Below are 22,004 nucleotides of genomic sequence, written 5' to 3' on the forward strand. Positions count from 1 at the left end.
GTTTGCACCGGTCCGGCGTGGGCACCCGCGCCCGCATGGAGCGGTGACGACGAGAGGAGAACCGCGCCATGACCGTGGTGAAGAGCACCCTGCCCGACGAGGCGCTCCGGATCACCGGAACCGCGCTGCAGGACACCCTCGTGGATCTGCTCGGGCTGTCACTGATCGGCAAGCAGGCGCACTGGAACATCGTGGGCCCGCGGTTCCGTTCGATCCATCTCCAGCTCGACGAGGTGGTGGCGACCGCACGGACGCACTCCGACACGGTCGCGGAGCGCGCCGCCGCGCTCGGCGTCCCGCCGGACGGGCGGCCGGAGACCATCGCCGCGACCTTCGCCCTGCCCGGCACCAAGGACGGCTGGCTGCGGGACACGGAGGTCGTCAAGCTGCTCGTGGAGACGCTGGAGGCGGCCGTGGGTCGACTGCGCGAGCGGATCGACGCGACGGAGAAGCCCGACCCGGTCACCCAGGACCTGCTGATCGGCATCACCGCCGACCTGGAGAAGCAGCGCTGGATGTTCGAGGCGGAGAACTGGCCCCTCGACAACTGAGCAGGTGAGTGGGAGAAGAAGGGGACTCGATGACCGACGCCCTCGAACTCGACGCGCTGTGGGAGGACTTCCACCGCGCGGTCAACATGACCTCGCAGGAACTGGCGGCCTGGCTCCGGGTCCGCGACGCCGACGAGGACGCGGAACTCCTGCCGGAGGAGGCGGGCACGCCCACCGGGCAGCACGTCCTGGCGATCCTGCAGAAGCGCCGCACCGACCTGACCGAGGAGGACATCCGGGTGATGTACCGGGTGGTGGACACGGTCGACGACCTGGTGGACGTGGACGACGAGCCCGCGGCCGAGGACACGCGCCGCCGGCACCGGCTGATGGCACTCGGCCACGATCCGCTCAAGCCGTAGCCGTAGCCGTAGCCAGGGCTCCTGGTCCCAACTCCCGCGCCCCCACCGCGTCGTCGACTTCACTGGGTGCTGTACGGGGGCGTCGCTCTCCAGCCCGGCCCGTGACCGGTTCACGACACCCGGATGACGATCTTCCCGCGCCGGTGGCCCTGCTCCAGCGCGGCGTAGGCCTGCGGGGTCTCCTCCAGCGGGACCACCCGGTCCACGCGTGGGGTCAGCTTCCGGTCCTTGACGAGCCGGGACAGCTCCTCCAGCCCCGTCCGGTCCGGCTCCACCACGAAGAACACGCCGCCCGCCCTGGTCGGGTCCGGCGGGGAGACGATGCTCACCAGTACGCCGCCGGGGCGCAGCACCAGCCAGGAACGGTCCTGGGTGTCACCGCCGACCGTGTCGAGGACCAGGTCCACGTCCTCGACGAGCGCCTCGAAGCGCCCGGCCCGATGGTCGACGACCTCATCGGCGCCCAGTTCCCGGACGAAGTCCGCCGTCCCGGCGCCGGCCGTGGCGACGACCCGGGCTCCCAGGGCGGCCGCGACCTGCACCGCGATCGACCCGACACCGCCCGCGCCGCCGTGCACCAGGACGTGCGCACCGGGACGCACCCCGCCATGGGTGACCAGCGCCTGCCACGCCGTGAGCCCGGCGAGCGGCAGGGCGGCCGCCCGGTCGTGATCGAGCCGCGGCGGCTTGGCGGCGAGCACGGCCGCCGGAACCGTGGTGAACTCGGCGGCCGCCCCGTCCCGGGTGAACGGGATCAGCCCGTACACCTCGTCGCCCGGACCCCAGTCCGTCACCCCGGGGCCCGCCGCGACGACGACCCCGGACACCTCCTTCGACGGCACGATGGGCACCCGTGGGCTTCCGCTGCCGTCGAGGGCGTCCGTCCAGGTGGCGTCCCAGTCCAGCTCGCCCCGGGTGATCGAGGCGGACCGCACCGCCACCAGCACCTCGCCCGCGCCGGGCACCGGGCGCGGTGCCTCCTCGTACGTCAGCTCCTGCGGGCCACCGCGCCGATGACCCCGTACCGCGTGCATCGTGTCCATCCCGACCTCCCGATCCGCGGTCTCCAGACTGCCCACACGGCAGGCCGGCCGCATCCGCGGTGACCCGCCCGCGGTCGGGTCGCCGGTGCCGAGCCGCCGGTGTGCCGGGGAAACCGGGGAACCGGTTCAGTGGCCGGACATCCCCAGCACCCGGGCGATCGTGCGCAGCACCCCGTTGTCGTTGTTGGACGGGGCCCGATGGCGGGCCCGGCCGACCACCTCCGGGTGGGCGTTGGCCATGGCGAAGGACCACTCGGCGGCGTCGAGCATCTCCAGGTCGTTGAGGTAGTCGCCGAACACCATGGTCTGCGCCGGAGTGATGCCCAGCTCGCGCTGAAGGCCGCGCAGGGCGGCGCCCTTGTTGGCGGTGCGGTTCATGACGTCGACCCAGTGCTCGCCGGAGACGACGACCTGGTGGGTGTCCGCGAAGGCCGACAGGGCGGGCGCCGTGGTCCGCTCGGCCCGGCCGAAGTCGAACAGGGCCACCTTGATCACATCGTCGTCGACCGCGGTGACGTCCTCGACGACGCGGTGCTCGACGTAGTACTTGCGCACCTCGGCCATGAAGGGCTCGTCGGTGCGCTCCACATACGCGGACCGCTTGCCGCAGACGACGGCGCCCACGTCCACCCCGTCCGCCACCAGCCGCCGTACGGCCCGGGCGAGGCCGGTGGCGACGGCGGGCGCCAGCGGGTCCGAACTCAGCTCCACCCCGTCGCGCACCACATAGGTGCCGTTCTCCGCGATGAACACCATGCCGTCCGCCACATCGGCGAACTGCCGTGCCAGCGTGGCGTACTGACGGCCGCTCGCCGGGCTGAACAGCACACCGCGCCGGCGCAGTTCGGCCAGCATGGGCCACAGCCCCTCCGGGATCCGCTTGGCGTCGTCGAGGAGCGTGCCGTCCATGTCGGTGACGATCAGCCGGATGCCGGCGGGGTCGGTGGGCAGGTCGGGAGCGGCAAGGAGGGACGCGAGGGAGGCGGGCATGTCCTGCTTCCGGTCGGGGACGGCTGTACTCGAACCAGTGTTCCTCATGTGTCGGGTGGTCCCGGACCCGCCCGCTGCGCCGATTCCCGGGACATGACGATCAACGGACGGCACAATGGCGGCGGACAGCCGCGCACGACGAAGGGCAGCGACGTGACCGAGAATCACCCGGCAAAGGGTGGAGCGGCGAGGCTGAACACCACCGTGGCGCACAACGCGCGGGTCTGGAACTACTGGATCGGCGGCAAGGACCACTACGAGGTCGACCAGCGGGTCGGCGAACACGTCGCCGGGATGTTCCCGGTGATCCGGGCGGTGGCACGCGCGGACCGCGACTTCCTGGGCCGCGCGGTGCGGTTCCTGGCCGATGAGCGCGGAGTACGGCAGTTCCTCGACATCGGCACCGGTCTGCCGACCGTCGACAATACGCACGAGATAGCACAGCGGATCGCGCCCGAGTCCCGGATCGTGTACGTCGACAACGACCCGATCGTGCTCATGCACGCCCGCACGCTGCTGACCAGCACCCCCGAGGGCGTCACCGACTACATCGACGCGGATGTGCACGACCCGGACAGCATCGTCCGCAACGCCGCCGAGACCCTCGACCTGACCCGGCCCGTCGCGGTGATGATGCTGGGCATCCTCAACTTCGTGCTCGACACCGACGAGGCGCGGGACATCGTGCACCGGGTCATGGCGGCGGTCCCCTCGGGGAGCTACGTCGTCCTCACGCACCCCACCTTCGACGCCGACCTCGGCGGCGAGGGCAACATCGCCGCGATGAAGTTCTGGAACGAGAACGCCACCCCGCCGATCACCGCCCGTACCCGCGCCGAGATCGCCGGCTTCCTCGACGGCCTCGACCTGCTGGAGCCGGGACTGGTGCCGTGCTCCCAGTGGCACGCCGGGACCGACTCCGCCGCCGCGGTACCGCAGTTCGGCGCGGTGGCCGTGAAACCCTGACCACGAACGGGCGAGGCCGAGCCCGTCGAGGAGGACCATGACCACCCTTGTCGACCCCGCGCCCGGCGGACGTCCGGGCGACGTCGCGCGGGCCGGCGCGCTCGCCGCGGAGCTGGCCGAGCGGGGCGTGCGCGGAGTCGTGCTGGCCTACGTGGACACCGCGGGCATCGGCCGGGTGAAGACCGTCCCGACGGCGCGGCTCGCCGCGGCGGCGGCCTGGGGCGTCGGGATGTCCCCCGTCTTCGACACGTTCCTGGCCGACGACTCCATCGTCACGACCGACGTCCTCGGATCCCCGGACGGCGATCTGCGCCTCTACCCGGACCTCGACGGGCTGGTCGAGCTGGCCGGGCAGCCCGGCTGGGCCTGGGCCCCCGTCGACCGCATCACCCAGGAGGGTGAACGCCACCCCGGATGCAGCCGCACCTTCCTGCGCCGCCTCGTCGCGGACGCCGAGGAGCGGCTGGGGTTCACCTTTCGCGCGGGCATCGAGATCGAGTGGTCGGTCGGTCTCGGATCGGCGCCCGACGGGGAGTTCGTCCCAGCGGTGTCCGGCCCGGCGTACGGCGCCACCCGGCAGGTCGAGCTGAGCGACTACGCCGCCGACCTGCTCGCGGCCTGCGCCGCGCAGGGCGTGGACGTCGAGCAGATCCATCCCGAGTACGCGCCCGGCCAGTTCGAGCTGTCGGCCGGGGCGCTGGACCCGGTGGCGGCGGCCGACCGGAGCGTGCTGGTACGGCAGACCGTCCGCGCGGTGTCGCAGCGGCACGGCCTGCGCGTGTCCTTCGCCCCGGCCGTGTCCGCCGAGGGGGTCGGCAACGGCGGCCACATCCATCTCTCCTGTCTGCGCGACGGGGTGAACCTGCACGCCGGGGGCCAGGGCCGGTACGGCATGACGGCCGAGGCCGAGTCGTTCGTGGCCGGGGTGCTCGCGCGGCTGCCCGCGCTGACGGCCGTGACCGCGCCGAGTCCGGCCAGCTATCTGCGGCTCAGGCCCTCCCAGTGGGCCGGGGTGTTCACCGCCTGGGGCCGGGAGACGCGCGAGGCCGCGCTGCGGGTGGTCACCGGTACGGCCGGCCGCCAGGAGGAGTCGGCGAACCTGGAGGTCAAACCGGTCGACCTGGCCGCCAACCCCTATCTCGCCCTGGGCTGTGTCATCGCCGCCGGGCTCGACGGGGTGGCGGCGGCCGCGCCCCTGCCCGAGGAGATCACCGGGGACCCGGCACGGTTCGGAGCCGAGGAGGCGGCGGCCCGGGGCGTGCACCGGCTGCCGGTCTCGCTGAAGGAGGCGGTGGAACGGTTCCGCGGGGACGAGGTGCTGCGTGCCGCCCTTGGCCCGGTCCTCGCCGACGCGGTGACCGCCGTACGCCTCGGGGAGGCCGCCGCCGTCGAGGGTCTCGACGACGCGCGGGTGGCGGCCGCCTACCGCTGGAAGTACTGACGATGGCCGCGTCCGGACCGGTCCGGGAGGCCCTCGCCGGTCTGCCGCTGGTGGACCACCACTGCCACGGTGCCGTCATGGCCGACCTCGACCCGCCGGAGTTCGAGTCGCTGATCACCGAGGGCGAGGTGTGGCCCGGCAGCGGGATCTCGCCCTTCGACAGCCCCGTCGGTGTGGCCGTACGGCGGCACTGCGCACCCCTGCTGGACCTGCCCCGGCACGCGCCCGCCGCCGACTATCTCGCCCGGCGGTCCGCCCTGGGCTGGCGCGAGGTCAACCGGCGGTTCCTCACCTCGGCGGGGGCCGAGGCGTTCTGCGTGGACACGGGCCATGCCCCGCATCCGGTCACCGGTCCGGCGGAGCTGGCGCGGGCCGCGGGCGCCGCGGCGTACGAGGTCGTACGGCTGGAGGGGGTGGCCGAGGCGGTGCTGGCGCGGGGTGTCGAGGCGGGCGAGTACGCGCGCGTGTTCCGGGCGGCCGCGGAGGACGCCGTACGGCGCCCGGGCGTGGTGGCGGTGAAGTCGGTGGCCGCCTACCGCACCGGCTTCGGCCTGGACCCCGCGAGACCGACGGACGCGGAGGTGACACGGGCGGCCCGGCACGCACTCGAATCCGGCACCGGCCGCCTGGCCGACCCGGTCCTGGTACGGCATCTGCTGTGGACCGCCGTGGACCTCGGACTGCCGCTCCAGCTCCACACCGGACTCGGCGACAACGACATCCGGCTGCACCGCTCCGACCCGGCTCTGCTGACGGACTGGCTGCGTCTGACGAGCGGCACGATCCCGGTGCTGTTCCTGCACTGCTGGCCCTACCAGCGGCAGGCCTCCTATCTGGCGGCCGTGTTCGAGCACGTGTACCTCGACGTCGGGCTCGCCCTCCACTTCACGGGACCGGCCCGGTCCCGGGCGATCCTGGAGGAGGCCCTGGAGATCACCCCGTTCCGCAAACTCCTGTACAGCTCCGACGCCTACGGTGTGGCCGAATTCCACCACCTCGGCGCGCTGTCCTTCCGGCAGGGGCTGGCGGCGCTGCTCCAGGACCGGGTGGACGCCGACGAGCTGAGCCTGCCCGACGCCCTGCTGATCGCCGCCTGGACGGGGCGTGACAACGCCCGCCGCCTGTACGGACTGCCCGCATCCGCCCACGGCCGCGACTGAGCGCGCGCCCCACCCGGAAAGTATGATCAAGCAATGTCTGACTTGACCGAAACCACGCCCGGCTGGCTGTCCACGGACGAGCTGGAAATGGCCCGCGCCCGTATGCCGATCCTGTACGTCGAGGCCGTGCCCGTGCGCGTCGACGACAGCGGCGAAGTCACCAGCATCGGACTGCTGCTCCGCATCGGGCCGGACGGAACGGTCAGCCGGACCCTGGTCTCCGGCCGTGTCCTGCACCACGAACGGGTCCGCGACGCCCTGTTGCGTCATCTGGAGAAGGACCTCGGCCCGGTGGCACTGCCCCGGGTCCCGCCCTCCCTGCAGCCCTTCACGGTCGCCGAGTACTTCCCGACCCTGGGTGTCACCCCGTACCACGACCCGCGCCAGCACGCGGTGTCCCTCGCCTACGTCGTGCCCGTGACCGGCGACTGCCGGCCCCGGCAGGACGCCCTGGATCTGGTGTGGTTCACCCCGCAGGAGGCCGTCTCGGCGGCGGTCCAGAGCGAGATGCCGGGCGGCCACGGCGTGCTGCTGAAGCAGGCCCTCGCGCATGTGGGCCACGTGGCCTGAGCCGGCTCAGGCGCGCGGCCCGTGCGCCGCGGCGAACGCGTCGGCGGCCGCGAGGTCGAAGTCGCCGTGGTCGCTGCCGAGTCCCTGGGCCACCAGCGCCGCCGCGGCACAGCCCAGCACGGCGGACTCGCGGGGTGTACGGCCCAGGCCCACGCCGCGCAGGAAGCCGGCCGAGAAGGCGTCACCGCATCCGGTGGTGTCGACGACGTCGATCGCGAAGGCGGGGACCGCTTCGGTGCCCTCCTCGGTGACCAGGAGCGCGCCGTCGCCGCCCCGCGTGACCGCGACGAGGCCGGCACCGGCGCCGAGGAGTTTCTTCGCGCCCGCGACCAGGTCCTGCTCACCGGAGAAGCCCAGGACCTGTTCGTCGTTGGGCAGCAGGTGGTCCACGTACGGCAGGGCCGCCGCGATCTGCTCGAAGCTGCCGAGGACGCCGGGGGCGAGCAGGTCCACGGAGGTGACGACGCCGTGCTCCTTGGCGTGCGCCAGGATGCGCGCGGCGACGTCGACGCCGATCAGTTCGGGGCCGCCGAGGTGCAGATGGGTGGCTTCGGCGATCGCGTCCCAGGGGACGTCGTCGAGTCCGTAGGTGATGTTGGCGCCGAGCAGATGCAGCGAGGGCCGGTCGCCGTTCGGGCGGATGGGCAGGACGCTCGCCGAGGTGGGGGTGTCCGCGCGGCGGACGAGGAACCCGGTGTCGATGCCCGCCCGGCCCAGCAGCTGGACCAGCATGTCCCCGGTGGGGTCGGTGCCGATCGCGCCCGCGCTGCGCACCGAGGCACCCAGCTTGGCCAGGGTGAGCGCGGTCCCGCCGGCGGTGCCGGCGGCGGTCATCCGGATGTCCTCCACCAGGGTCGCGCCCTGGCCCTCGGGTATGGCCTCCACCGGCCGCACCAGCACGTCCAGCACATGTACGCCCAGCGTGACGACCTTCATCGGTTTCCCTCCTGCGCGGGTGGTACGGACTGGGTGGTGCCGTAGTTGCGTGCGATCGCGGCCTCGATCACCGCGAGCTGCTGCTCTTCGTCCAGGACACGGGGAGTGCCGAGGGCGGCCGCGTGCTGGTAGACACCGCAGGCCCACTCCAGCAGCAGGGCGTTCTCGACCGCCTTGTCGAGCGTCGGGCCGTGGGTGAGCGCGCCGTGACTGGCCATCAGCGCGGCGCTGCGGCCCTCCAGCGCCCCGAGCACCGACTCGGCGAGTTCCGGGGTGCCGAACATGGCGTACGGGGCCACCCGGACGCTGCCGCCGAGGGCGAGCAACTGGTAGTGGATGCAGGGAAGTTCGTCCAGGACGCAGGACAGGGCGGTGGCCATCGGGGCGTGGGTGTGGACGACCGCGCCGGCGCCGTAGCGCCGGTAGACGCCGAGGTGCAGCTCCAGTTCGGAGGTCGGCCGCAGGGTCCCGGCCACGACCTTCCCGTCCAGGTCGACCACGCTCACCTGACCGGCGGTCAACTGGGCCAGCACCGCTCCGGTCGCGGTGACCGCGACCCGCTCCCCCACCCGCACACTGACGTTTCCGGCCGTACCGATCAGCAGTCCCGCCGCACCCAGACGGCGGCAGGCGTCCGCGACGGCGGCTCTCTCCCGGCCCAGCGCGGAGCTTGAGTCCGTCATGTCCGCGACGCTAACGTAAACCTGAAACAAAGTCACGTTCAGCTTCGGAGGCCATGCGTGGGCGAACCGACCACGGACACCGACCGGGCCGGTGACGGTGTCACCCCGCTGCGCCGCACTCCCCGGCAGGCGCGCAGCAAGGCCCGCCTGGCCCGGGTTCTCCAGGCCGCGGAGCGGGTGCTGGTGTCCGAGGGCGTCGAGGCGCTGACCACCACGCGCGTCGCGGCACAGGCGCAGGTGTCGGTCGGCTCGCTGTACCAGTACCTGCCCGACCGCGACGCGATCATCGACGCCCTGGCGGGCGGATACTTCGCCCGGCTCGAAGCGGTCATGGAGGACTTCGCCCGGGCCGCGGCCGACGAGCACCGGGACGACCCGGTCGGCATGCTGATCGACGCCTGCGCCGCGGTCTACCGCACCGAACACGGCTTCCGGGCGCTGTGGTTCGGCAGCGGTCTGACCGAGCGGACCCGGGCGGCGGACCGCGAGCACAAGCGCCGGATGGCCGACGGGGTCCGCCGCGTGCTGCTGGCGCTCGGCCTGGCCGAGGACGACGAGGCCCTGGGCCGGGCCTGCCACGCCGCGTTCCTGGCCGCCGACGCACTCGCCCAGGAGGCGTTCCGCCGCGCCCCCGAGGGCGACGCCGCCCTCCTCTGCGAGGCGAAGACCATGCTGCGGGGCTACCTCGTCGAGGTCACCGGGCGCTACCGGCCCTAACAGAAAGGGCCTCCGCGGGCTGCTGCCCGCGAAGACCCTTCGCACCGTCGGGACGACAGGATTTGAACCTGCGACCCCTTGACCCCCAGTCAAGTGCGCTACCAAGCTGCGCCACGTCCCGGTGCCGTCTGACCTGGGGTTTCCCCGGTCCAAACGCGCAGGGAAACAATACCGCACTCGGGTCGGTGGTCGCGCACCCATTTGTCTTGACCTCAAGTTTGGTCGAGGTTGCACGATCGTCAGCATGACGATCACCGAGGAACAAGGGCGCACGTACGCCTACACGGACCTGCCGGGCCTGATGAGCAGGATGACCGGCGACGAGAAGCACGGCCCGGCCGCCACCTCCACGCTCGACGTGCTGTGGGTGCTGTACGACCGGGTGCTGCGGGTCGGGCCGCGGTCGATGGACGATCCGGCGCGGGACCGGTTCCTGCTGAGCAAGGGGCACGGACCGATGGCGTACTACGCCGTGCTGGCCGCCAAGGGCTTCGTGCCGGTCGAGTGGCTGGCGGGCTTCGGCTCGTACGACTCCCCGCTCGGCCACCATCCCGACCGCGTGCTGGTGCCGGGGGCGGAGATCGGCAGCGGATCGCTCGGCCACGGGCTGCCGATCGCGGTGGGCACGGCGCTGGGACTGCGCGCCCAGGGGCCCGCCGATCCGCGGGTGTGGGTGCTGATCGGGGACGCCGAGCTGGACGAGGGCAGCAACCACGAGGCGATCGCCTTCGCCGGGCCCGCCGGTCTGGAGCGACTGCACACCGTCGTCGTCGACAACTCCTCCGCGAGCCACGCCCGGCCCGGCGGGATCGCCGCGCGTTTCGAGGCCGCGGGCTGGTCCGCGGTGACCGTCGACGGCCGTGACCACGAGGCGCTGTACGCCGCCTTCACCACGCGGCATCCGGGCCGCCCGCACGTGGTCGTGGCCCGTGTCGAGCCCAAGCACGCCTGAACCGATCCCACACTTCCAGAAGGGCCTGACCTCCATGGACACCATGCGTGACCGCTTCGCCCCCGTCGTCTCCCGGATCCTCGACGAGGATCCCCGGGTAGCGGTCGTCCTCGCCGAGATCGGCAAGGACGGCTTCGCCGAGGCGTGGCGCCGGCATCCGGACCGGGTGATCAACGTCGGTATCCGCGAGCAGCTCCTGGTCGGGGCCGCGGCCGGGCTGGCGCTCACCGGGATGCGGCCGGTCGTGCACACCTTCGCCAGTTTTCTGGTCGAGCGGCCCTTCGAGCAGGTGAAGCTGGACCTGGGGCACCAGGACGTCGGGGCGGTCCTGGTGAGCGCGGCCGCCTCCTTCGACTGGCCCGCCGGCGGGTACACGCACATGGCACCCGGCGACGTGGCACTGCTCGACACCCTGGACGGCTGGACCGTCCATGTGCCCGGGCACCCCGACGAGGCCGAGACGCTGCTGCGGCACGCGGTCGCGGCGGGGGACGACAAGGTGTACGTCCGCCTGTCCGTGCAGACCAACCGGCAGGGCCTCCCGGTGGACGGCCGGCGTTTCCTCACCGTCCGCGAGGGACGCTCCGGTGTGGTCGTCGCGGTGGGTCCGGTGCTGGACGCCGTCCTGGCCGCCACCGAGCACCTCGATGTGACCGTCCTGTACGCGACGACGGTACGGCCCTTCGACGCGCCCGCACTGCGCCGGGCCACCGAGTCGGCGGGCACGGACGTCGTACTCGTCGAGCCGTATCTGGCCGGGACGTCGACGGCCGCCGTGGCCGAGGCCCTGTCGGACGTGCCCCACCGGGTGCTCGCCCTGGGCGTGGGGCGCCGCGAACTGCGACGGTACGGAGGCATCGAGGAGCACATCGCCGCGCACGGACTCGACGCGGCAGGTCTGCGGGACCGGCTCGCGGGGTTCCTCGCGGCGCCGGTACGGGGATGATCGCCGGTACGGGGGCGATCAGTGCCCGGTCGTGGCCGCGTCGGCCCGGACCAGGTCCCGTATCGCGGGGACCGCGAGCAGGGCGACGGCGACCACCAGGCTCATCGCCCCGGCGACCAGCAGGACATGACCGGCGCCCAGGACTCCGGCCGCGGGCCCGGCGAGGGCCTGGCCGACCGGCATCATCGCGAGGGAGCCCGCCACGTCGTAGGCGTGGATGCGGTTGAGGACGTCGGGCGGGACCTGGGTCTGCACGCTGGTCGCCCACATCACACCCCAGAAGGACATCCCGGCCCCGGCGACGGCCGCCCCGGCCGCCATGGCCGGTACGCCCAGACCGGCGCCCACGGTCACCGGAAAGCCGACGAAGGCGAACAGGGCGATCGAGCCGGCCCGGAGCATCCGGCGGGGCCGCAGCCGCAGGGCGAGCAGGCCGCCCAGGACGGTACCGGCGCCGAGCGCCGAGTTGACCAGGCCGTAGGCGCGCGGGCCGTGGTTCCGCACCACCTCCGTGGCCACCAGCGGGACGGTCGGCCCCCATACGGCGATCATGTAGACGCACCAGACGGCGATGACTCCCCACAGCCACGTCCGCGTCCTGAACTCCCGCCAGCCCTCGACCAGATCGGCCTTGAAGGCCCGGGCGCCCGCCGCCGGGGCCCGGCCGGTGTCGGGGAGCGGCGGCAGCCGGAGCAGCAGGAGACACAGGGCGCTCACCGCGTACGTGGCGGCGTGGGCCGCGAACACGCCGCCGGGCGAGGCGAAGCCGACGAGCAGGCCGGCGAGGGCGGGTCCCGCCAGCTGGGCCGCGGACTCGGCGATCCGTATGGCACCGTTGGCGCCCTGGATGTCGGTGGCGAGCCGCGGCACCGTGCTCGCCACGCCGGGCTGGAACACCGCTCCCGCCACTCCGTTGACGACGCCGATCGCGCAGACCTGCCACAGGACCACGTGGCCGGCGAAGAACAGCGCGGCGGCGAGGGACTGCGTGCCGATCCGGACCAGATCGGCGCCGATCATCAGTCTGCGGGTGCTGAACCGGTCGGCGATCACCCCGCCGAAGACGACCAGTCCGGCGAAGGCGGCGGCCGTCGAGGCCATGGCCAGGCCGACGGCGCCCGCGCCGTACCCGTGCTCCAGCAGGCCGGCGGCGAGCGCCACGGGCAGCATGGTGTCCCCGAGCCGGGCGACGGCTCGCGCCACGAAGAACAGAACGAAGTCCCGCGACCAGACCGTACGGCCCCGGTCGCCTCGCCCGCCGCCGAACCCGGCTCCGGCAACGATGTCACGCCGTGCCGACGTCCCGGTCATCCCCGCCCCCTCCCCCTCGGCTGCGTCACCGCCGCCGGATCATGCCACGGCGCCCGGCCGTGTTCGACCGTTTTTACGCCCCGTCCGGCAGCCCCAGTTCCGGGTGGGAGTCGAGGAGTCGGGGCGGGGCCGCCTGGCGCCAGGAGTCGGCGAGGATGTCGCGCAGTTCGTCCTCGTCCTCCAGTGCGGCGAGCCGGACGCGGACCCAGGCGAACTGGGCCTCGTGGTCGGCGATCCAGAACTTCTCCGGTTCCGCCAGGACCAGTTCGTCGCGCTCCTCCTTGGGACACCGCACGGCGATGGAGGTCTCCTCCTCGGGCAGCGTGGCGAACATCTTCCCGGCCACCCGGAACGTGGGCATGCTCCAGGCGATCTTCTCCGTGGTGTCCGGCAGGGACAGGGCGATACGGCGTACGTCTTCGGCATCCTGCATGACAGGCACCGTAGCCCGTGGCACTGACAATCACCTGGTCGGAGCGGATATGCGCTTGTAGTAGAGCGAGGTGGGCCGCAGCACTCCGGCGGGGCTCGCCGCGTAGTCGGGGATGACGCCGGCCCTGGTCCAGCCGACCGTGCGGTAGAGGTGCTCGGCGGGGCTGTCGGTCTCGGTGTCCAGGTGGAGGAGGGTGATTCCGGCCGTGGCGGCCGCTTGCTCCGCGGTGGCCAGCAGCCGGCGGCCGAGGCCCCTTCCACGGCCGTCCCGGTGGACCATCAGCTTGACGATCTCGGCACGGTGCCGGCTGTTGGGTTTGCCGGGGAAGGCCAGACCCACCGTCCCGGTCACCCGTCCGTCGTCGCCCCGCGCCATCCACACGGCGAGCTGCCCGGCGGCCACGGCGGCGGCCCGTTCCCGCCACCAGGCGATGGCTTCCGCGCGGCCGAGCGGTGCCAGGAAACCGATGGACGCCCCGTCGGCCACGACGGCGGTGAGCAGTTCGGCCAGTTCCGCCGCCAAGTCCCGGGTCCGGTCCGCGTCCAGGCGGGTCACCGTCATGGCAGCACCACCGCCAGCACGTACCGCACGTCCTCGGGCCCCGGGCAGCAGAACCGCGTCGGTCCCCACACCCGAAGTCGCAGGCAGTCCCCGGCGTCCAGTCGGTGCCGGACGTCCTGAACGGTGACGTCGAGCGTTCCCGCCAGGACCCAGATGTGCTGTTCCAGGCCCGGCACGGGCGGCCGGTCGTAGGCGATGTCGGCCCCGGCACTCAGCCGCCCCTCGACGAGTTCGCCGCGCAGCCCGGCGTGCGGGGGCGAGACCGAGCGCCGTACGAACCCGGAGGCCCGGTCCTCCCACACCGGCTGCTCGGCCGCCCGCACCACCGGCGCGTGGGCCGGCTCCACCTCGCTGAGCAGCTGGGACATGGTCCGCCCGTACACCTGGCACAGCCGGTTGAGCAGCGCCGCCGTGGGGCTGACCTCCGCGCGCTCGGCCCGGGACAGGGTCGATCTGCTCACTCCGCTGCGCTCCGCCAACTCGCCCAGCGACCAGCCGCGTTCGGCCCGCAGCTCGGCCAGGCGGGCCCCGAGCCGCGCGTCGATGGCGTCCGGGGCCAGGCCTTCCCGTTCGCGTCTCATATCCGGGACGATATCCCTGATGTGAGACGGGCGGGTTACGGAAGGCTCACGCCTGTGCCGCCTCGCCCAGTGCGTCCAGCACCTGCCGGATCAAGGGGTGGCCCTCGGCTCCTCGCCGTACCGCCGCGAAGACCCGGCGGGTCGGGGCCACGCCGTCGACGGGACGGACCACCACGCCCGTGAGGTCCATGCCGCGCAGGGCGGAGCGGGGGACGAGGGCGACGCCCGCGTCGGCGGAGGCGAGGGCGACGACCGCGCGGAAGTCGTCCGAGGAGTGTTCGAGGCGGGGCTGGAATCCGGCGCTCTCACAGGCCAGGACGACGACGTCGTGGCAGGGGTTGCCGGGGTAGGGGCCGATCCACGTGTCCTTGGCCAGCTCGGCGAGGGGGACCTCGGTGGCGTCGGCGAGGCGGTGGGTGACCGGGACGACCGCGTCGAACGGCTCGGCGTAGAGCGGGACATGGGTCAGCCGCGGGTCGTCGGCGGGCGGGGCCCCGCGGTACTCGACGGCGACCGCGACATCGACCTGCCGGTCCAGGACCATGGGCAGGCTGGCGTCGCCCTCGGCGTCCTGGACGCGGATGCGTATGCCGGGCGCCGCCTGCGCGAGCCGGGCCACCGCGGGGGCGACGACCTGGGCGATACCGGTCGCGAAGGCGGCGACCGTGACGGTGCCTGCCTCGCCCGAGCCGTACGCCGCGAGCTCGGCCTCGGCCCGCTCCAGCTGGGCGAGGACGGCGTTGGTGTGCCCGAGCAGGATCTCGCCGGCCGGGGTCAGCCGTACGCCCTTGGCGCTGCGCTCGACCAGCCGGTGGCCGGTCTCCTGCTCCAGGGCCGCCAGCTGCTGGGAGACGGCCGAGGGGGTGAGGTAGAGCGCGGCGGCAGCCGCTGTCACGGTGCGGTGGTCCGCCACCGCACGCAGGATGTGGAGCCGCCGCGCTTCGATCATGCGGCCAATTATCGCAAGGCGTGCGCCCCGCTCAGCCCGCCAGCTCCGCGCGGGCCGCGACGAAGGCGTCGACCGCGCGGTTGACGTCCTCGGTGGAGTGGGCGGCGGACAGCTGGACGCGGATGCGGGCCTGGCCCTGCGGGACGACCGGGTAGGAGAAGCCGATCACATACACACCGCGCTCCAGCAGCAGCTCCGCCAGCCGGCCCGCCTTCGCCGCGTCTCCGATCATGACGGGCGCGATGGCGTGGTCGCCGGGGAGGACGTCGAAGCCCTCCTCGGTCATCCGGCGGCGGAACAGCGCCGTGTTCTCGGTGAGCCGGACACGCAGGTCGTCGGCCGACTCCAGCAGGTCGATGACCTTCAGGGAGGCGGCGGCGATCACCGGGGCCAGCGTGTTCGAGAACAGGTACGGCCGCGAGCGCTGGCGCAGCAGGGCCACGATCTCGGCGCGGGCGGCGACATAGCCGCCGGAGGCGCCGCCGAGCGCCTTGCCGAGGGTGCCGGTGATGATGTCGACGCGGTCCATGACGCCGTGCAGCTCGGGGGTGCCGCGGCCGCCGGGGCCGACGAAGCCGACGGCGTGCGAGTCGTCGACCATGACCATCGCGTCGTAGCGGTCGGCCAGATCGCAGATCTCCCGGAGCGGGGCCAGATAGCCGTCCATGGAGAAGACGCCGTCCGTGACGATCAGCCTGCGGCGCGCACCGCCCTCGGTGGCCTCCTTCAACTGCCGCTCCAGGTCCGCCATGTCGCGGTTGGCGTAGCGGAAGCGGCGGGCCTTGGACAGGCGGATGCCGTCGATGATCGAGGCGTGGTTCAGGGCGTCGGAGATCACCGCGTCCTCGGCGCCGAGCAGCGTCTCGAAGACGCCGCCGTTGGCGTCGAAGCAGGAGGAGTAGAGGATCGTGTCCTCCTGCCCGAGGAAGGCCGCCAGCCGCGCCTCCAGCTCCTTGTGCACCTCCTGCGTACCGCAGATGAAGCGCACGGACGCCATGCCGTAGCCCCAGCGGTCCAGGGCCGTGTGGGCCGCGGCGATCACCTCGGGGTGGTCGGCGAGACCGAGGTAGTTGTTGGCGCAGAAGTTGAGGACCTCGCCGGGGCGGCCGCCCGCGCTGACGTTGACGGTCGCGGACTGCGGGGTGTCGATCACGCGCTCGGGCTTGTGCAGACCGGCGGCACGGATCTCGTCGAGGGTGGCGCGCAGGTCGTCGCGCACGGAGTCGAACATCGGAAAGCTCCTAGAAAAGCGGGTGACTTACGCAGTCCAGTCGAGGATGATCTTGCCGCCGCGGCCGCTCGCCGCGTCGGTGAACGCCGCCTCGAAGTCGCGGTAGTCGTAGCGGCCGGTGATCACGGGGGACAGGTCGAGGCCGGCTTCCAGCAGCACCGACATCGCGTACCAGGTCTCGAACATCTCGCGGCCGTAGATGCCCTTGATGGTGATCATCGAGGTGACGATCCGGGCCCAGTCGACGGGGAACTCCTGCGTCGGCAGGCCGAGCATGGCGATCCGGCCGCCGTGCGTCATGTTGGCGATCATGTCGCGCAGCGCCTCGGCGCGGCCGGACATCTCCAGGCCGATGTCGAAGCCCTCGCGCAGGCCGAGTTCGCGCTGCCCGTCGGCGATGCTCGACTCGGCCACGTTGAGCGCGAGGCTCACCCCGATCTTCCGCGCCAGTTGCAGGCGCTCCTCGCTGACGTCGGTGACCACGACGTGGCGGGCGCCGGCGTGCCGGGCCACCGCCGCGGCCATCAGCCCGATCGGGCCGGCGCCGGTGATCAGGACGTCCTCGCCGACCAGCGGGAAGGACAGCGCGGTGTGCACGGCGTTGCCGAACGGATCGAAGATCGCGGCGACATCGAGGTCGACGGGGACGCGGTGCACCCAGACGTTGGTGGCGGGCAGGGCGACGTACTCGGCGAACGCCCCGTCCCGGCCGACGCCGAGCCCGATCGTGGCCCGGCACAGATGGCGGCGGCCGGCCAGGCAGTTGCGGCACTTGCCGCACACCAGATGGCCCTCGCCGCTGACCCGGTCGCCCACCTTGATGTCGTCGACGTCCCGGCCGGTCCCGACGACCTCGCCGACGAACTCGTGTCCGACCACGAGCGGGGTGCGGATCGTCTGCCGGGCCCAGCCGTCCCAGGACCGGATGTGCAGGTCGGTGCCGCAGATGCCGGTCCGCTGGACCTTGATCAGTACGTCACCGGGTCCGACCGTGGGCTCGGGGACGTCCGTGAGCCACAGCCCGGGCTCCGCCTTCTCCTTGACCAGCGCCTTCAACGCTACGGCTCCTGTGGGTGAGGTCCTGGTCCCGGGCATGCCGAAGGAGCCCTGAACCGGGGAAGAGGGGTGGAATCTGAGCTGCAATCTGCCGCATTCGCGGGGCGCGGTCCATCGAGCTTTTCTTAACCGCCGCCACAGCTTTCCTTCACGCCCCGGCGGACCCCTCCAGCCGCTCAAGACCCGCGGCGAGTTCCACGGCCGTCGCCTTGATGGTCTCCAGACCGGCCTTGCCCCAGTGCCGGGGCTCGACGTCGGCGACACACACGGTGCCCAGCACCATGCCCGTGCTGTCGATGAGCGGGGCTCCCAGATAGGAGCGGATGCCGTACGTGTCGACGACCGGGTTGCCCGCGAACCGCGGGTAGTCGCACACGTCCTCCAGCACCAGCGCCTTGCGCCGGACCACCACATGGGGGCAGAAGCCATGGTCGCGGGGCATGGAGCGGCCCACCTCGGGCCTGGTGCCGTCGGGCAGCACGACCGGTCCTGCGCCCGGGGTGCGCAGGCCGGCGAAGAACTGCCGCTCCTCGTCGATGAAGTTGACCATGGCGTACGGCGCGCCGGTGTGCTCGGCGAGGCGGCCCGCGAAGGCGTCGAGGGCGGGCTCCGGGCGCTCCCCGAGGCCGAGTCGGCGCAGTCTGTGGGTGCGGGCGGGGGCCTCCCGGTCCTCGGGGGTGAGCAACAGACCCCTGACCGGGCGCGGCGGCTCGTAGCTCATGGCCTGGCTCCGGCGGTGTGGACGTGGGTCATGTACGGGCTCCGTGGCGGGTTGTGCGGGGATCACCTGTGGGCGCCGTGGCTGGGCGCGTGGACAGGGGCGTGGGCGATGAGATGGCGCACCAGGGTGAGCAGGGTCTGGACGCCGGAACTGGAGATGCGTGCGTCGCAGCGGACGACGGGGATCTCGGGGTCGAGGTCGATGGCGGCGCGCACCTCCTCCGGGTCGTAGCGGTAGGACCCGTCGAACTCGTTGACGGCGACAATGAAGCCGAGACCGCGCTCCTCGAAGAAGTCGACGGCCGCGAAGCAGTCCTCCAGGCGGCGGGTGTCGGCGAGGATGACCGCGCCGAGCGCGCCTTCGGACAGTTCGTCCCACATGAACCAGAACCGCTCCTGTCCGGGCGTGCCGAACAGATACAGCACATGCTGCGGGTCGAGCGTGATGCGGCCGAAGTCCATCGCCACGGTCGTCTCGATCTTGTTCTCGATGCCGTCGAGACTGTCGGTCGCGGCGCTGACCGTGGTGAGGAGCTCCTCCGTGCTGAGCGGCGCGATCTCGCTCACCGCGCCCACGAAGGTGGTCTTGCCGACCCCGAACCCGCCCGCCACAAGGATCTTGAGTGCGGTGGGGAACGGGTCATAGCTGTCGTCGTAGTCCATCGAGCACTGCCTCCAGAAGGGACCGGTCAGTGGGGTTGTGGTGGAAAGCGGGGGGCTTGGCGGTGAGCGCCCCGCAGTCGACGAGGTCGGAGAGCAGCACCTTGGTGACCACCGCCGGCAGCTTGAGATGGGCCGCGACCTCGGCGACGGGGACGGGCGCGCGGCACAGGTCGAGTGCCTGGGCGTGCTCGGGGCCGAGGTAGCCGAGGGGGGTCGCTCCGGTGGCCATCACCTGTGACATGAGGTCCATGTCGATGGTGGGCCGGGTGCGGCCGTTGCTGACCGTGAAGGGGCGCACCAGCCGTCCGGCCGCGTCGTCGAGCCAGGGCCCGTCGCCGGCCGTCGGCACGCTCAAGGCCTCATCGCCGGGGGTTCGACGGCAGGCTGCCGGGGCGCGGTCACCAGGTAGGGGCGGACGCTCTTGACGAGCATCGCCATCTCGTAGCCGAGCACCGCCGCGTCGGCCTCCCGGCCGGCGAGCACCGCGAGGCAGGTGCCGGAGCCGGCGGTGGTGACGAACAGCAGGGTCGAGTCGAGCTCGACGACCACCTGCCGTACGTCCCCGCCGTCGCCGAACCGGACGCCCGCGCTGCGGCCGAGGGAGTACAGGCCGGAGGCGAGGGCGGCCATGTGGTCGGCGCTGTCGGGGTCGAGGCCGTGGACGGACTTCACCAGTCCGTCGCAGGACAGGAGCACCGCGCTGGTGGTGTGCGGTACGCGCTGCACGAGGCCGCTCATCAGCCAGTCGAGGTCGGATACCTGGGCGGTCGGCGCATCGCTCGCCATGGTCGATCGACTCCTTGGGGTACGAAGGTCGGTGGGAGCGCCGGGCGTGGGGGTGGGTCCTGGGGTGGAAGCGGGGGTGGTCATCCGGCCGGTGCGCTCCCGTCGGGCCGGGTGGTGAGTTCGGTGTGCACGGGGGCCGGGTGGTGCGGGTCGGTCGTGCCCCGGTCCGTCAGGCTCGTGCGGGTCCACTCGGGGTGGGGTTCCTCGGCGCGGGTCGGCTGCTGATCCATGTCTCCCCGGCCCATGTGGGCGTGCCCCGGCTCTGTCGGGGAGGCGTGGATCGACTCCACATGTGCCGGTCCGCCATGGACGGATTCGACATGTGCCGGTCCTCCATGCATCGGCTCGGCATGCGCCGTATCCGTGTGCTGCTGCGCCTCGGCGAGGCCGACTCCACGCTGGAAGGCGGCCATCAGGTTGGGGTCGTGTCCCGCCGGGGTCTCGCTGTCCTGGCGTGGTGCCGGGCCACCGCGCAGTTGGGGCACGATGTGCTCCTGGGCGCGGCGGCGGGGCAGTTGGGGTTTGCCCATGGTGCCGCGTACGACGCCGGTGACGCGCGGAGTGGGGGGCACGCCCTCGTTCCCCTCGACCGTCCGCCGGTCGTCGGCCCGGATCCCGGGCACGGCCGCGGCGGGATTGGACCGCGCCTCGCGGGCACCGCGCACCGGCAGCGGCGCCGGGGGGCCGACGCCCGCCGGGCCCGCCGTCGCGGACTCACCGTGCGCGTGCCACCTCGTGGCGCCCGCCGGCGGCTCCGCGGAACGGCCCGGCGGCTGCCCGGTCCCCTGCCCTGCCCGGTGACCACGCGCGGAACCTGCCTCGGGTCCGCCCTGGGGCCCCGCCGGTCCGTTCGGGACCCCGCCCCCGGCACTCCCCCGGGCCCCGCCCGGACTTCCGTCCGCCGCTGCCCCGGGGACCACCGGTAAGGCACCGCCCGGGGACGGCGTGGCTGCCCCCGTCGCGGGATCCGGCCTGCCCGCGGTCCGCTGGGGATGCTGCCGCGCCGCGGGTGCGGGCGGCAGTCCTCTGCCCGTCGCCTCGCGCGGCTGCGGTACGGCTCCGGGGGCGCCCGGCGTCGTACCCAGCAGCTCCTGCGGGACGACGAGCACGGCCTGCACGCCGCCGTAGATGTTGGACTGCAGGCGGACGTGGATGCCGTGCCGCCGGGCGAGCTGGGAGACGACGAAGAGGCCGATGCGGCCGTCGGCCAGCAGGCTGGCGACGTTGACCTGGTCGGGGTCGGCGAGCAGGGCGTTCATCCTGGCCTGCTCGCCGACCGGCATGCCGAGGCCGCGGTCCTCCACCTCCACGGCGAGCCCCGAGGTGACGAGGTTGGCGCGGAGCAGGACCTGGGTGTGGGGAGCGGAGAACACCGTGGCGTTCTCGACGAGTTCGGCCAGCAGATGGATGACGTCGGCAACGGCGTGACCGCGCAGTTCGCCGTCGATCGGCGGCACCAGCTTGACCCGCGAGTACTGCTCGACCTCGGCGATGGCCGACCGCAGCACCTCCGTCATGGAGACGGGGTTGCTCCACTGCCGCCGTGAGACGGCGCCGCCGAGCACGGCGAGGTTCTCGGCGTGCCGCCGGATCCGGGTGGCGAGGTGGTCGACGTGGAAGAGGCCCTTGAGCAGGTCGGGGTCCTCGATCTCGTTCTCCAGGTCGTCGAGGATCGAGATCTCCCGGTGCACGAGGGACTGCAGCCGCCGGGCGAGGTTGACGAAGACCTCCAGCTTCTGTTCGCTGCCCGTCTGGCTGGAGAGCTGTGCGGCCTGGACGACGGCGCTGACGGCGCTGTCGTGGGCGCGGGCCAGGTCGGCGGCGAGGAGTTCGAAGTCGTCGGCGTCCTCGGGCGGTCCGCCACGCGGTTTGCGCTGCGGTGCGACCTCCCCGCGGCGCAGCGCCTCGACGAGGGCGCGCACATCGGCCTCGCCGCGGACGGCGCTGCGGCGCAGGGCGCCGACGCGGTCGCGCACCGAGCGGGCGGCACGGCCGGCGGCGACGGCGGCGATCACGATGCCCACGACCGTCACCGAGACCGCTCCGGCGATCACGGCCCAGAGGGTCATGCCGGGCCGCACTCCGGTGGTGCGGACGGTGAACAGGACGACCGCGCTGCCGCTGAGCGCGACCGCGGTGGGCGGCAGCACGGCGAGACGGAGGAGTTGGGGACGGATGTGCGTCTCGGGCAGTGCGGGAACGGGGCGGGCGACCGGTCGCCCGTGCCGGCCGCCCTCACGGCGGTCGGCACGTGCGGCCGGTGCACGGAGGTGAGACATCGGTGTCCTCGTACTGGTCCGTCGGGCTCGATTTCTCGCGCTGGTGCGCAATATGGGCATGCGCCATCGCGGTGCCGGTCGACAGAGCCGTCGAATTTCGGCCCTTCGTCGCCCGAC

At 72.9% G+C, this 22,004-nt stretch carries 25 protein-coding genes and 1 tRNA gene; 9 read left to right on the forward strand and 17 right to left on the reverse strand.

Annotated features, from left to right (window positions below):
• Positions 1–68: 68 nt before the first annotated feature.
• Positions 69–551 carry a DNA starvation/stationary phase protection protein gene (locus AB0I54_RS25955; RefSeq protein ID WP_363298545.1) on the forward strand — a complete coding sequence of 161 codons (483 nt, stop codon included), beginning with the start codon at positions 69–71 and terminating at the stop codon, positions 549–551.
• Positions 552–580: 29 nt separating this feature from the next.
• Complete coding sequence (locus AB0I54_RS25960) at positions 581–913, forward strand: DUF3140 domain-containing protein (RefSeq protein WP_363298546.1); 333 nt, start codon at positions 581–583, stop codon at positions 911–913.
• Between the two features lie 110 nt (positions 914–1,023).
• On the opposite strand, the gene AB0I54_RS25965 is transcribed toward AB0I54_RS25960, so the two are convergent.
• Together AB0I54_RS25965 and AB0I54_RS25970 are read right to left on the reverse strand one after the other, a co-directional pair.
• Positions 1,024–1,956 carry an NADP-dependent oxidoreductase gene (locus AB0I54_RS25965; protein WP_363298547.1) on the reverse strand — a complete coding sequence of 311 codons (933 nt, stop codon included), beginning with the start codon at positions 1,954–1,956 and terminating at the stop codon, positions 1,024–1,026.
• A 126-nt stretch (positions 1,957–2,082) separates the two neighbouring features.
• Entirely contained in the window at positions 2,083–2,946 is an 864-nt protein-coding gene (locus AB0I54_RS25970; RefSeq protein ID WP_363298548.1) for a Cof-type HAD-IIB family hydrolase, read from the reverse strand.
• 153 nt (positions 2,947–3,099) lie between these two features.
• Between AB0I54_RS25970 and AB0I54_RS25975 the strand changes: the two genes are divergently transcribed.
• Genes AB0I54_RS25975 through AB0I54_RS25990 form a run of 4 tightly spaced genes read left to right on the forward strand, consistent with a single transcriptional unit; the run spans position 3,100 to position 7,083 of the window.
• A complete protein-coding gene (locus AB0I54_RS25975; RefSeq protein ID WP_363298619.1) occupies positions 3,100–3,912 on the forward strand; it encodes an SAM-dependent methyltransferase in 813 nt (270 codons plus the stop codon).
• 37 nt (positions 3,913–3,949) lie between these two features.
• On the forward strand, positions 3,950–5,353 hold the full coding sequence (locus tag AB0I54_RS25980) for a glutamine synthetase family protein (RefSeq protein WP_363298549.1): 1,404 nt from the start codon (positions 3,950–3,952) through the stop codon (positions 5,351–5,353).
• 2 nt (positions 5,354–5,355) lie between these two features.
• Positions 5,356–6,513 carry an amidohydrolase family protein gene (locus tag AB0I54_RS25985; RefSeq protein WP_363298550.1) on the forward strand — a complete coding sequence of 386 codons (1,158 nt, stop codon included), beginning with the start codon at positions 5,356–5,358 and terminating at the stop codon, positions 6,511–6,513.
• Between the two features lie 33 nt (positions 6,514–6,546).
• Positions 6,547–7,083: an NUDIX hydrolase family protein gene (locus AB0I54_RS25990; RefSeq protein WP_363298551.1), complete on the forward strand. Its 537-nt coding sequence runs from the start codon at positions 6,547–6,549 to the stop codon at positions 7,081–7,083.
• 6 nt (positions 7,084–7,089) lie between these two features.
• Here AB0I54_RS25990 and AB0I54_RS25995 read toward each other — a convergent pair whose 3' ends face one another.
• A complete protein-coding gene (locus AB0I54_RS25995) occupies positions 7,090–8,019 on the reverse strand; it encodes a carbohydrate kinase family protein (RefSeq protein WP_363298552.1) in 930 nt (309 codons plus the stop codon).
• Entirely contained in the window at positions 8,016–8,702 is a 687-nt protein-coding gene (locus AB0I54_RS26000; protein WP_363298553.1) for a class II aldolase/adducin family protein, read from the reverse strand. The genes AB0I54_RS25995 and AB0I54_RS26000 overlap by 4 nt, the downstream gene beginning before the upstream one ends.
• A gap of 57 nt (positions 8,703–8,759) precedes the next feature.
• Between AB0I54_RS26000 and AB0I54_RS26005 the strand changes: the two genes are divergently transcribed.
• Positions 8,760–9,419: a TetR family transcriptional regulator gene (locus AB0I54_RS26005; RefSeq protein ID WP_363298554.1), complete on the forward strand. Its 660-nt coding sequence runs from the start codon at positions 8,760–8,762 to the stop codon at positions 9,417–9,419.
• Between the two features lie 47 nt (positions 9,420–9,466).
• Here AB0I54_RS26005 and AB0I54_RS26010 read toward each other — a convergent pair.
• Positions 9,467–9,540, reverse strand: a tRNA-Pro gene (locus tag AB0I54_RS26010).
• Positions 9,541–9,663: 123 nt separating this feature from the next.
• Here AB0I54_RS26010 and AB0I54_RS26015 point away from each other — a divergent pair.
• A complete protein-coding gene (locus AB0I54_RS26015; protein ID WP_363298555.1) occupies positions 9,664–10,371 on the forward strand; it encodes a transketolase in 708 nt (235 codons plus the stop codon).
• Positions 10,372–10,405: 34 nt separating this feature from the next.
• A complete protein-coding gene (locus AB0I54_RS26020) occupies positions 10,406–11,317 on the forward strand; it encodes a transketolase C-terminal domain-containing protein (RefSeq protein WP_363298556.1) in 912 nt (303 codons plus the stop codon).
• Between the two features lie 18 nt (positions 11,318–11,335).
• Here the strand turns inward: AB0I54_RS26020 and AB0I54_RS26025 are convergent, their stop codons facing one another.
• The 12 genes from AB0I54_RS26025 to AB0I54_RS26080 form a co-directional block, all read right to left on the reverse strand.
• Entirely contained in the window at positions 11,336–12,628 is a 1,293-nt protein-coding gene (locus AB0I54_RS26025; RefSeq protein ID WP_363298557.1) for an MFS transporter, read from the reverse strand.
• A 73-nt stretch (positions 12,629–12,701) separates the two neighbouring features.
• Complete coding sequence (locus AB0I54_RS26030) at positions 12,702–13,061, reverse strand: MmcQ/YjbR family DNA-binding protein (RefSeq protein ID WP_363298558.1); 360 nt, start codon at positions 13,059–13,061, stop codon at positions 12,702–12,704.
• Between the two features lie 30 nt (positions 13,062–13,091).
• Positions 13,092–13,622 (reverse strand): GNAT family N-acetyltransferase, encoded by a 531-nt coding sequence (locus tag AB0I54_RS26035; protein WP_363298559.1) that lies wholly within the window; start codon positions 13,620–13,622, stop codon positions 13,092–13,094.
• Positions 13,619–14,203, reverse strand: coding sequence for an XRE family transcriptional regulator (locus AB0I54_RS26040; RefSeq protein WP_363298560.1), 585 nt, complete (start codon positions 14,201–14,203; stop codon positions 13,619–13,621). Before AB0I54_RS26040 ends, AB0I54_RS26035 begins: the two co-directional genes overlap by 4 nt.
• 46 nt (positions 14,204–14,249) lie before the next feature.
• Positions 14,250–15,152 carry a LysR family transcriptional regulator gene (locus AB0I54_RS26045; RefSeq protein WP_363298561.1) on the reverse strand — a complete coding sequence of 301 codons (903 nt, stop codon included), beginning with the start codon at positions 15,150–15,152 and terminating at the stop codon, positions 14,250–14,252.
• 31 nt (positions 15,153–15,183) lie between these two features.
• Entirely contained in the window at positions 15,184–16,383 is a 1,200-nt protein-coding gene (locus AB0I54_RS26050; RefSeq protein ID WP_363298562.1) for a glycine C-acetyltransferase, read from the reverse strand.
• A 27-nt stretch (positions 16,384–16,410) separates the two neighbouring features.
• Positions 16,411–17,439 carry an L-threonine 3-dehydrogenase gene (gene tdh / locus AB0I54_RS26055; RefSeq protein ID WP_363298563.1) on the reverse strand — a complete coding sequence of 343 codons (1,029 nt, stop codon included), beginning with the start codon at positions 17,437–17,439 and terminating at the stop codon, positions 16,411–16,413.
• Between the two features lie 148 nt (positions 17,440–17,587).
• The gene (locus tag AB0I54_RS26060) at positions 17,588–18,160 is read right to left on the reverse strand and encodes a GAF domain-containing protein (RefSeq protein WP_363298564.1); all 573 of its coding nucleotides are present in this window, start codon (positions 18,158–18,160) and stop codon (positions 17,588–17,590) included.
• Positions 18,161–18,222: 62 nt separating this feature from the next.
• Positions 18,223–18,822 (reverse strand): ATP/GTP-binding protein, encoded by a 600-nt coding sequence (locus AB0I54_RS26065; RefSeq protein ID WP_363298565.1) that lies wholly within the window; start codon positions 18,820–18,822, stop codon positions 18,223–18,225.
• Complete coding sequence (locus AB0I54_RS26070; RefSeq protein ID WP_363298620.1) at positions 18,800–19,171, reverse strand: DUF742 domain-containing protein; 372 nt, start codon at positions 19,169–19,171, stop codon at positions 18,800–18,802. Before AB0I54_RS26070 ends, AB0I54_RS26065 begins: the two co-directional genes overlap by 23 nt.
• Before the next feature lie 2 nt (positions 19,172–19,173).
• Positions 19,174–19,608, reverse strand: coding sequence for a roadblock/LC7 domain-containing protein (locus AB0I54_RS26075; protein ID WP_363298566.1), 435 nt, complete (start codon positions 19,606–19,608; stop codon positions 19,174–19,176).
• A gap of 80 nt (positions 19,609–19,688) precedes the next feature.
• Positions 19,689–21,887 carry an ATP-binding protein gene (locus AB0I54_RS26080; RefSeq protein ID WP_363298567.1) on the reverse strand — a complete coding sequence of 733 codons (2,199 nt, stop codon included), beginning with the start codon at positions 21,885–21,887 and terminating at the stop codon, positions 19,689–19,691.
• Between the last annotated feature and the right edge of the window lie 117 nt (positions 21,888–22,004).

Source organism: Streptomyces sp. NPDC050625, from assembly GCF_040654755.1.
Classification (GTDB): domain Bacteria; phylum Actinomycetota; class Actinomycetes; order Streptomycetales; family Streptomycetaceae; genus Streptomyces.

What these genes read in the sequence shown, in the direction of transcription:
- AB0I54_RS26065 (WP_363298565.1), bottom strand. Translation starts at nt 18,822, where the DNA reads ATGGACTACGACGACAGCTATGACCCGTTCCCCACCGCACTCAAGATC.
- AB0I54_RS26030 (WP_363298558.1), bottom strand. Translation starts at nt 13,061, where the DNA reads ATGCAGGATGCCGAAGACGTACGCCGTATCGCCCTGTCCCTGCCGGAC.
- AB0I54_RS25960 (WP_363298546.1), top strand. Translation starts at nt 581, where the DNA reads ATGACCGACGCCCTCGAACTCGACGCGCTGTGGGAGGACTTCCACCGC.
- AB0I54_RS26075 (WP_363298566.1), bottom strand. Translation starts at nt 19,608, where the DNA reads ATGGCGAGCGATGCGCCGACCGCCCAGGTATCCGACCTCGACTGGCTG.
- AB0I54_RS26060 (WP_363298564.1), bottom strand. Translation starts at nt 18,160, where the DNA reads ATGAGCTACGAGCCGCCGCGCCCGGTCAGGGGTCTGTTGCTCACCCCC.
- AB0I54_RS25990 (WP_363298551.1), top strand. Translation starts at nt 6,547, where the DNA reads ATGTCTGACTTGACCGAAACCACGCCCGGCTGGCTGTCCACGGACGAG.
- AB0I54_RS25970 (WP_363298548.1), bottom strand. Translation starts at nt 2,946, where the DNA reads ATGCCCGCCTCCCTCGCGTCCCTCCTTGCCGCTCCCGACCTGCCCACC.
- AB0I54_RS26020 (WP_363298556.1), top strand. Translation starts at nt 10,406, where the DNA reads ATGGACACCATGCGTGACCGCTTCGCCCCCGTCGTCTCCCGGATCCTC.
- AB0I54_RS25995 (WP_363298552.1), bottom strand. Translation starts at nt 8,019, where the DNA reads ATGAAGGTCGTCACGCTGGGCGTACATGTGCTGGACGTGCTGGTGCGG.
- AB0I54_RS26080 (WP_363298567.1), bottom strand. Translation starts at nt 21,887, where the DNA reads ATGTCTCACCTCCGTGCACCGGCCGCACGTGCCGACCGCCGTGAGGGC.
- AB0I54_RS26025 (WP_363298557.1), bottom strand. Translation starts at nt 12,628, where the DNA reads ATGACCGGGACGTCGGCACGGCGTGACATCGTTGCCGGAGCCGGGTTC.
- AB0I54_RS26035 (WP_363298559.1), bottom strand. Translation starts at nt 13,622, where the DNA reads ATGACGGTGACCCGCCTGGACGCGGACCGGACCCGGGACTTGGCGGCG.
- AB0I54_RS26040 (WP_363298560.1), bottom strand. Translation starts at nt 14,203, where the DNA reads ATGAGACGCGAACGGGAAGGCCTGGCCCCGGACGCCATCGACGCGCGG.
- AB0I54_RS25965 (WP_363298547.1), bottom strand. Translation starts at nt 1,956, where the DNA reads ATGGACACGATGCACGCGGTACGGGGTCATCGGCGCGGTGGCCCGCAG.
- AB0I54_RS26050 (WP_363298562.1), bottom strand. Translation starts at nt 16,383, where the DNA reads ATGTTCGACTCCGTGCGCGACGACCTGCGCGCCACCCTCGACGAGATC.
- AB0I54_RS25985 (WP_363298550.1), top strand. Translation starts at nt 5,356, where the DNA reads ATGGCCGCGTCCGGACCGGTCCGGGAGGCCCTCGCCGGTCTGCCGCTG.
- AB0I54_RS25980 (WP_363298549.1), top strand. Translation starts at nt 3,950, where the DNA reads ATGACCACCCTTGTCGACCCCGCGCCCGGCGGACGTCCGGGCGACGTC.
- AB0I54_RS26015 (WP_363298555.1), top strand. Translation starts at nt 9,664, where the DNA reads ATGACGATCACCGAGGAACAAGGGCGCACGTACGCCTACACGGACCTG.
- AB0I54_RS26000 (WP_363298553.1), bottom strand. Translation starts at nt 8,702, where the DNA reads ATGACGGACTCAAGCTCCGCGCTGGGCCGGGAGAGAGCCGCCGTCGCG.
- AB0I54_RS25955 (WP_363298545.1), top strand. Translation starts at nt 69, where the DNA reads ATGACCGTGGTGAAGAGCACCCTGCCCGACGAGGCGCTCCGGATCACC.
- AB0I54_RS26045 (WP_363298561.1), bottom strand. Translation starts at nt 15,152, where the DNA reads ATGATCGAAGCGCGGCGGCTCCACATCCTGCGTGCGGTGGCGGACCAC.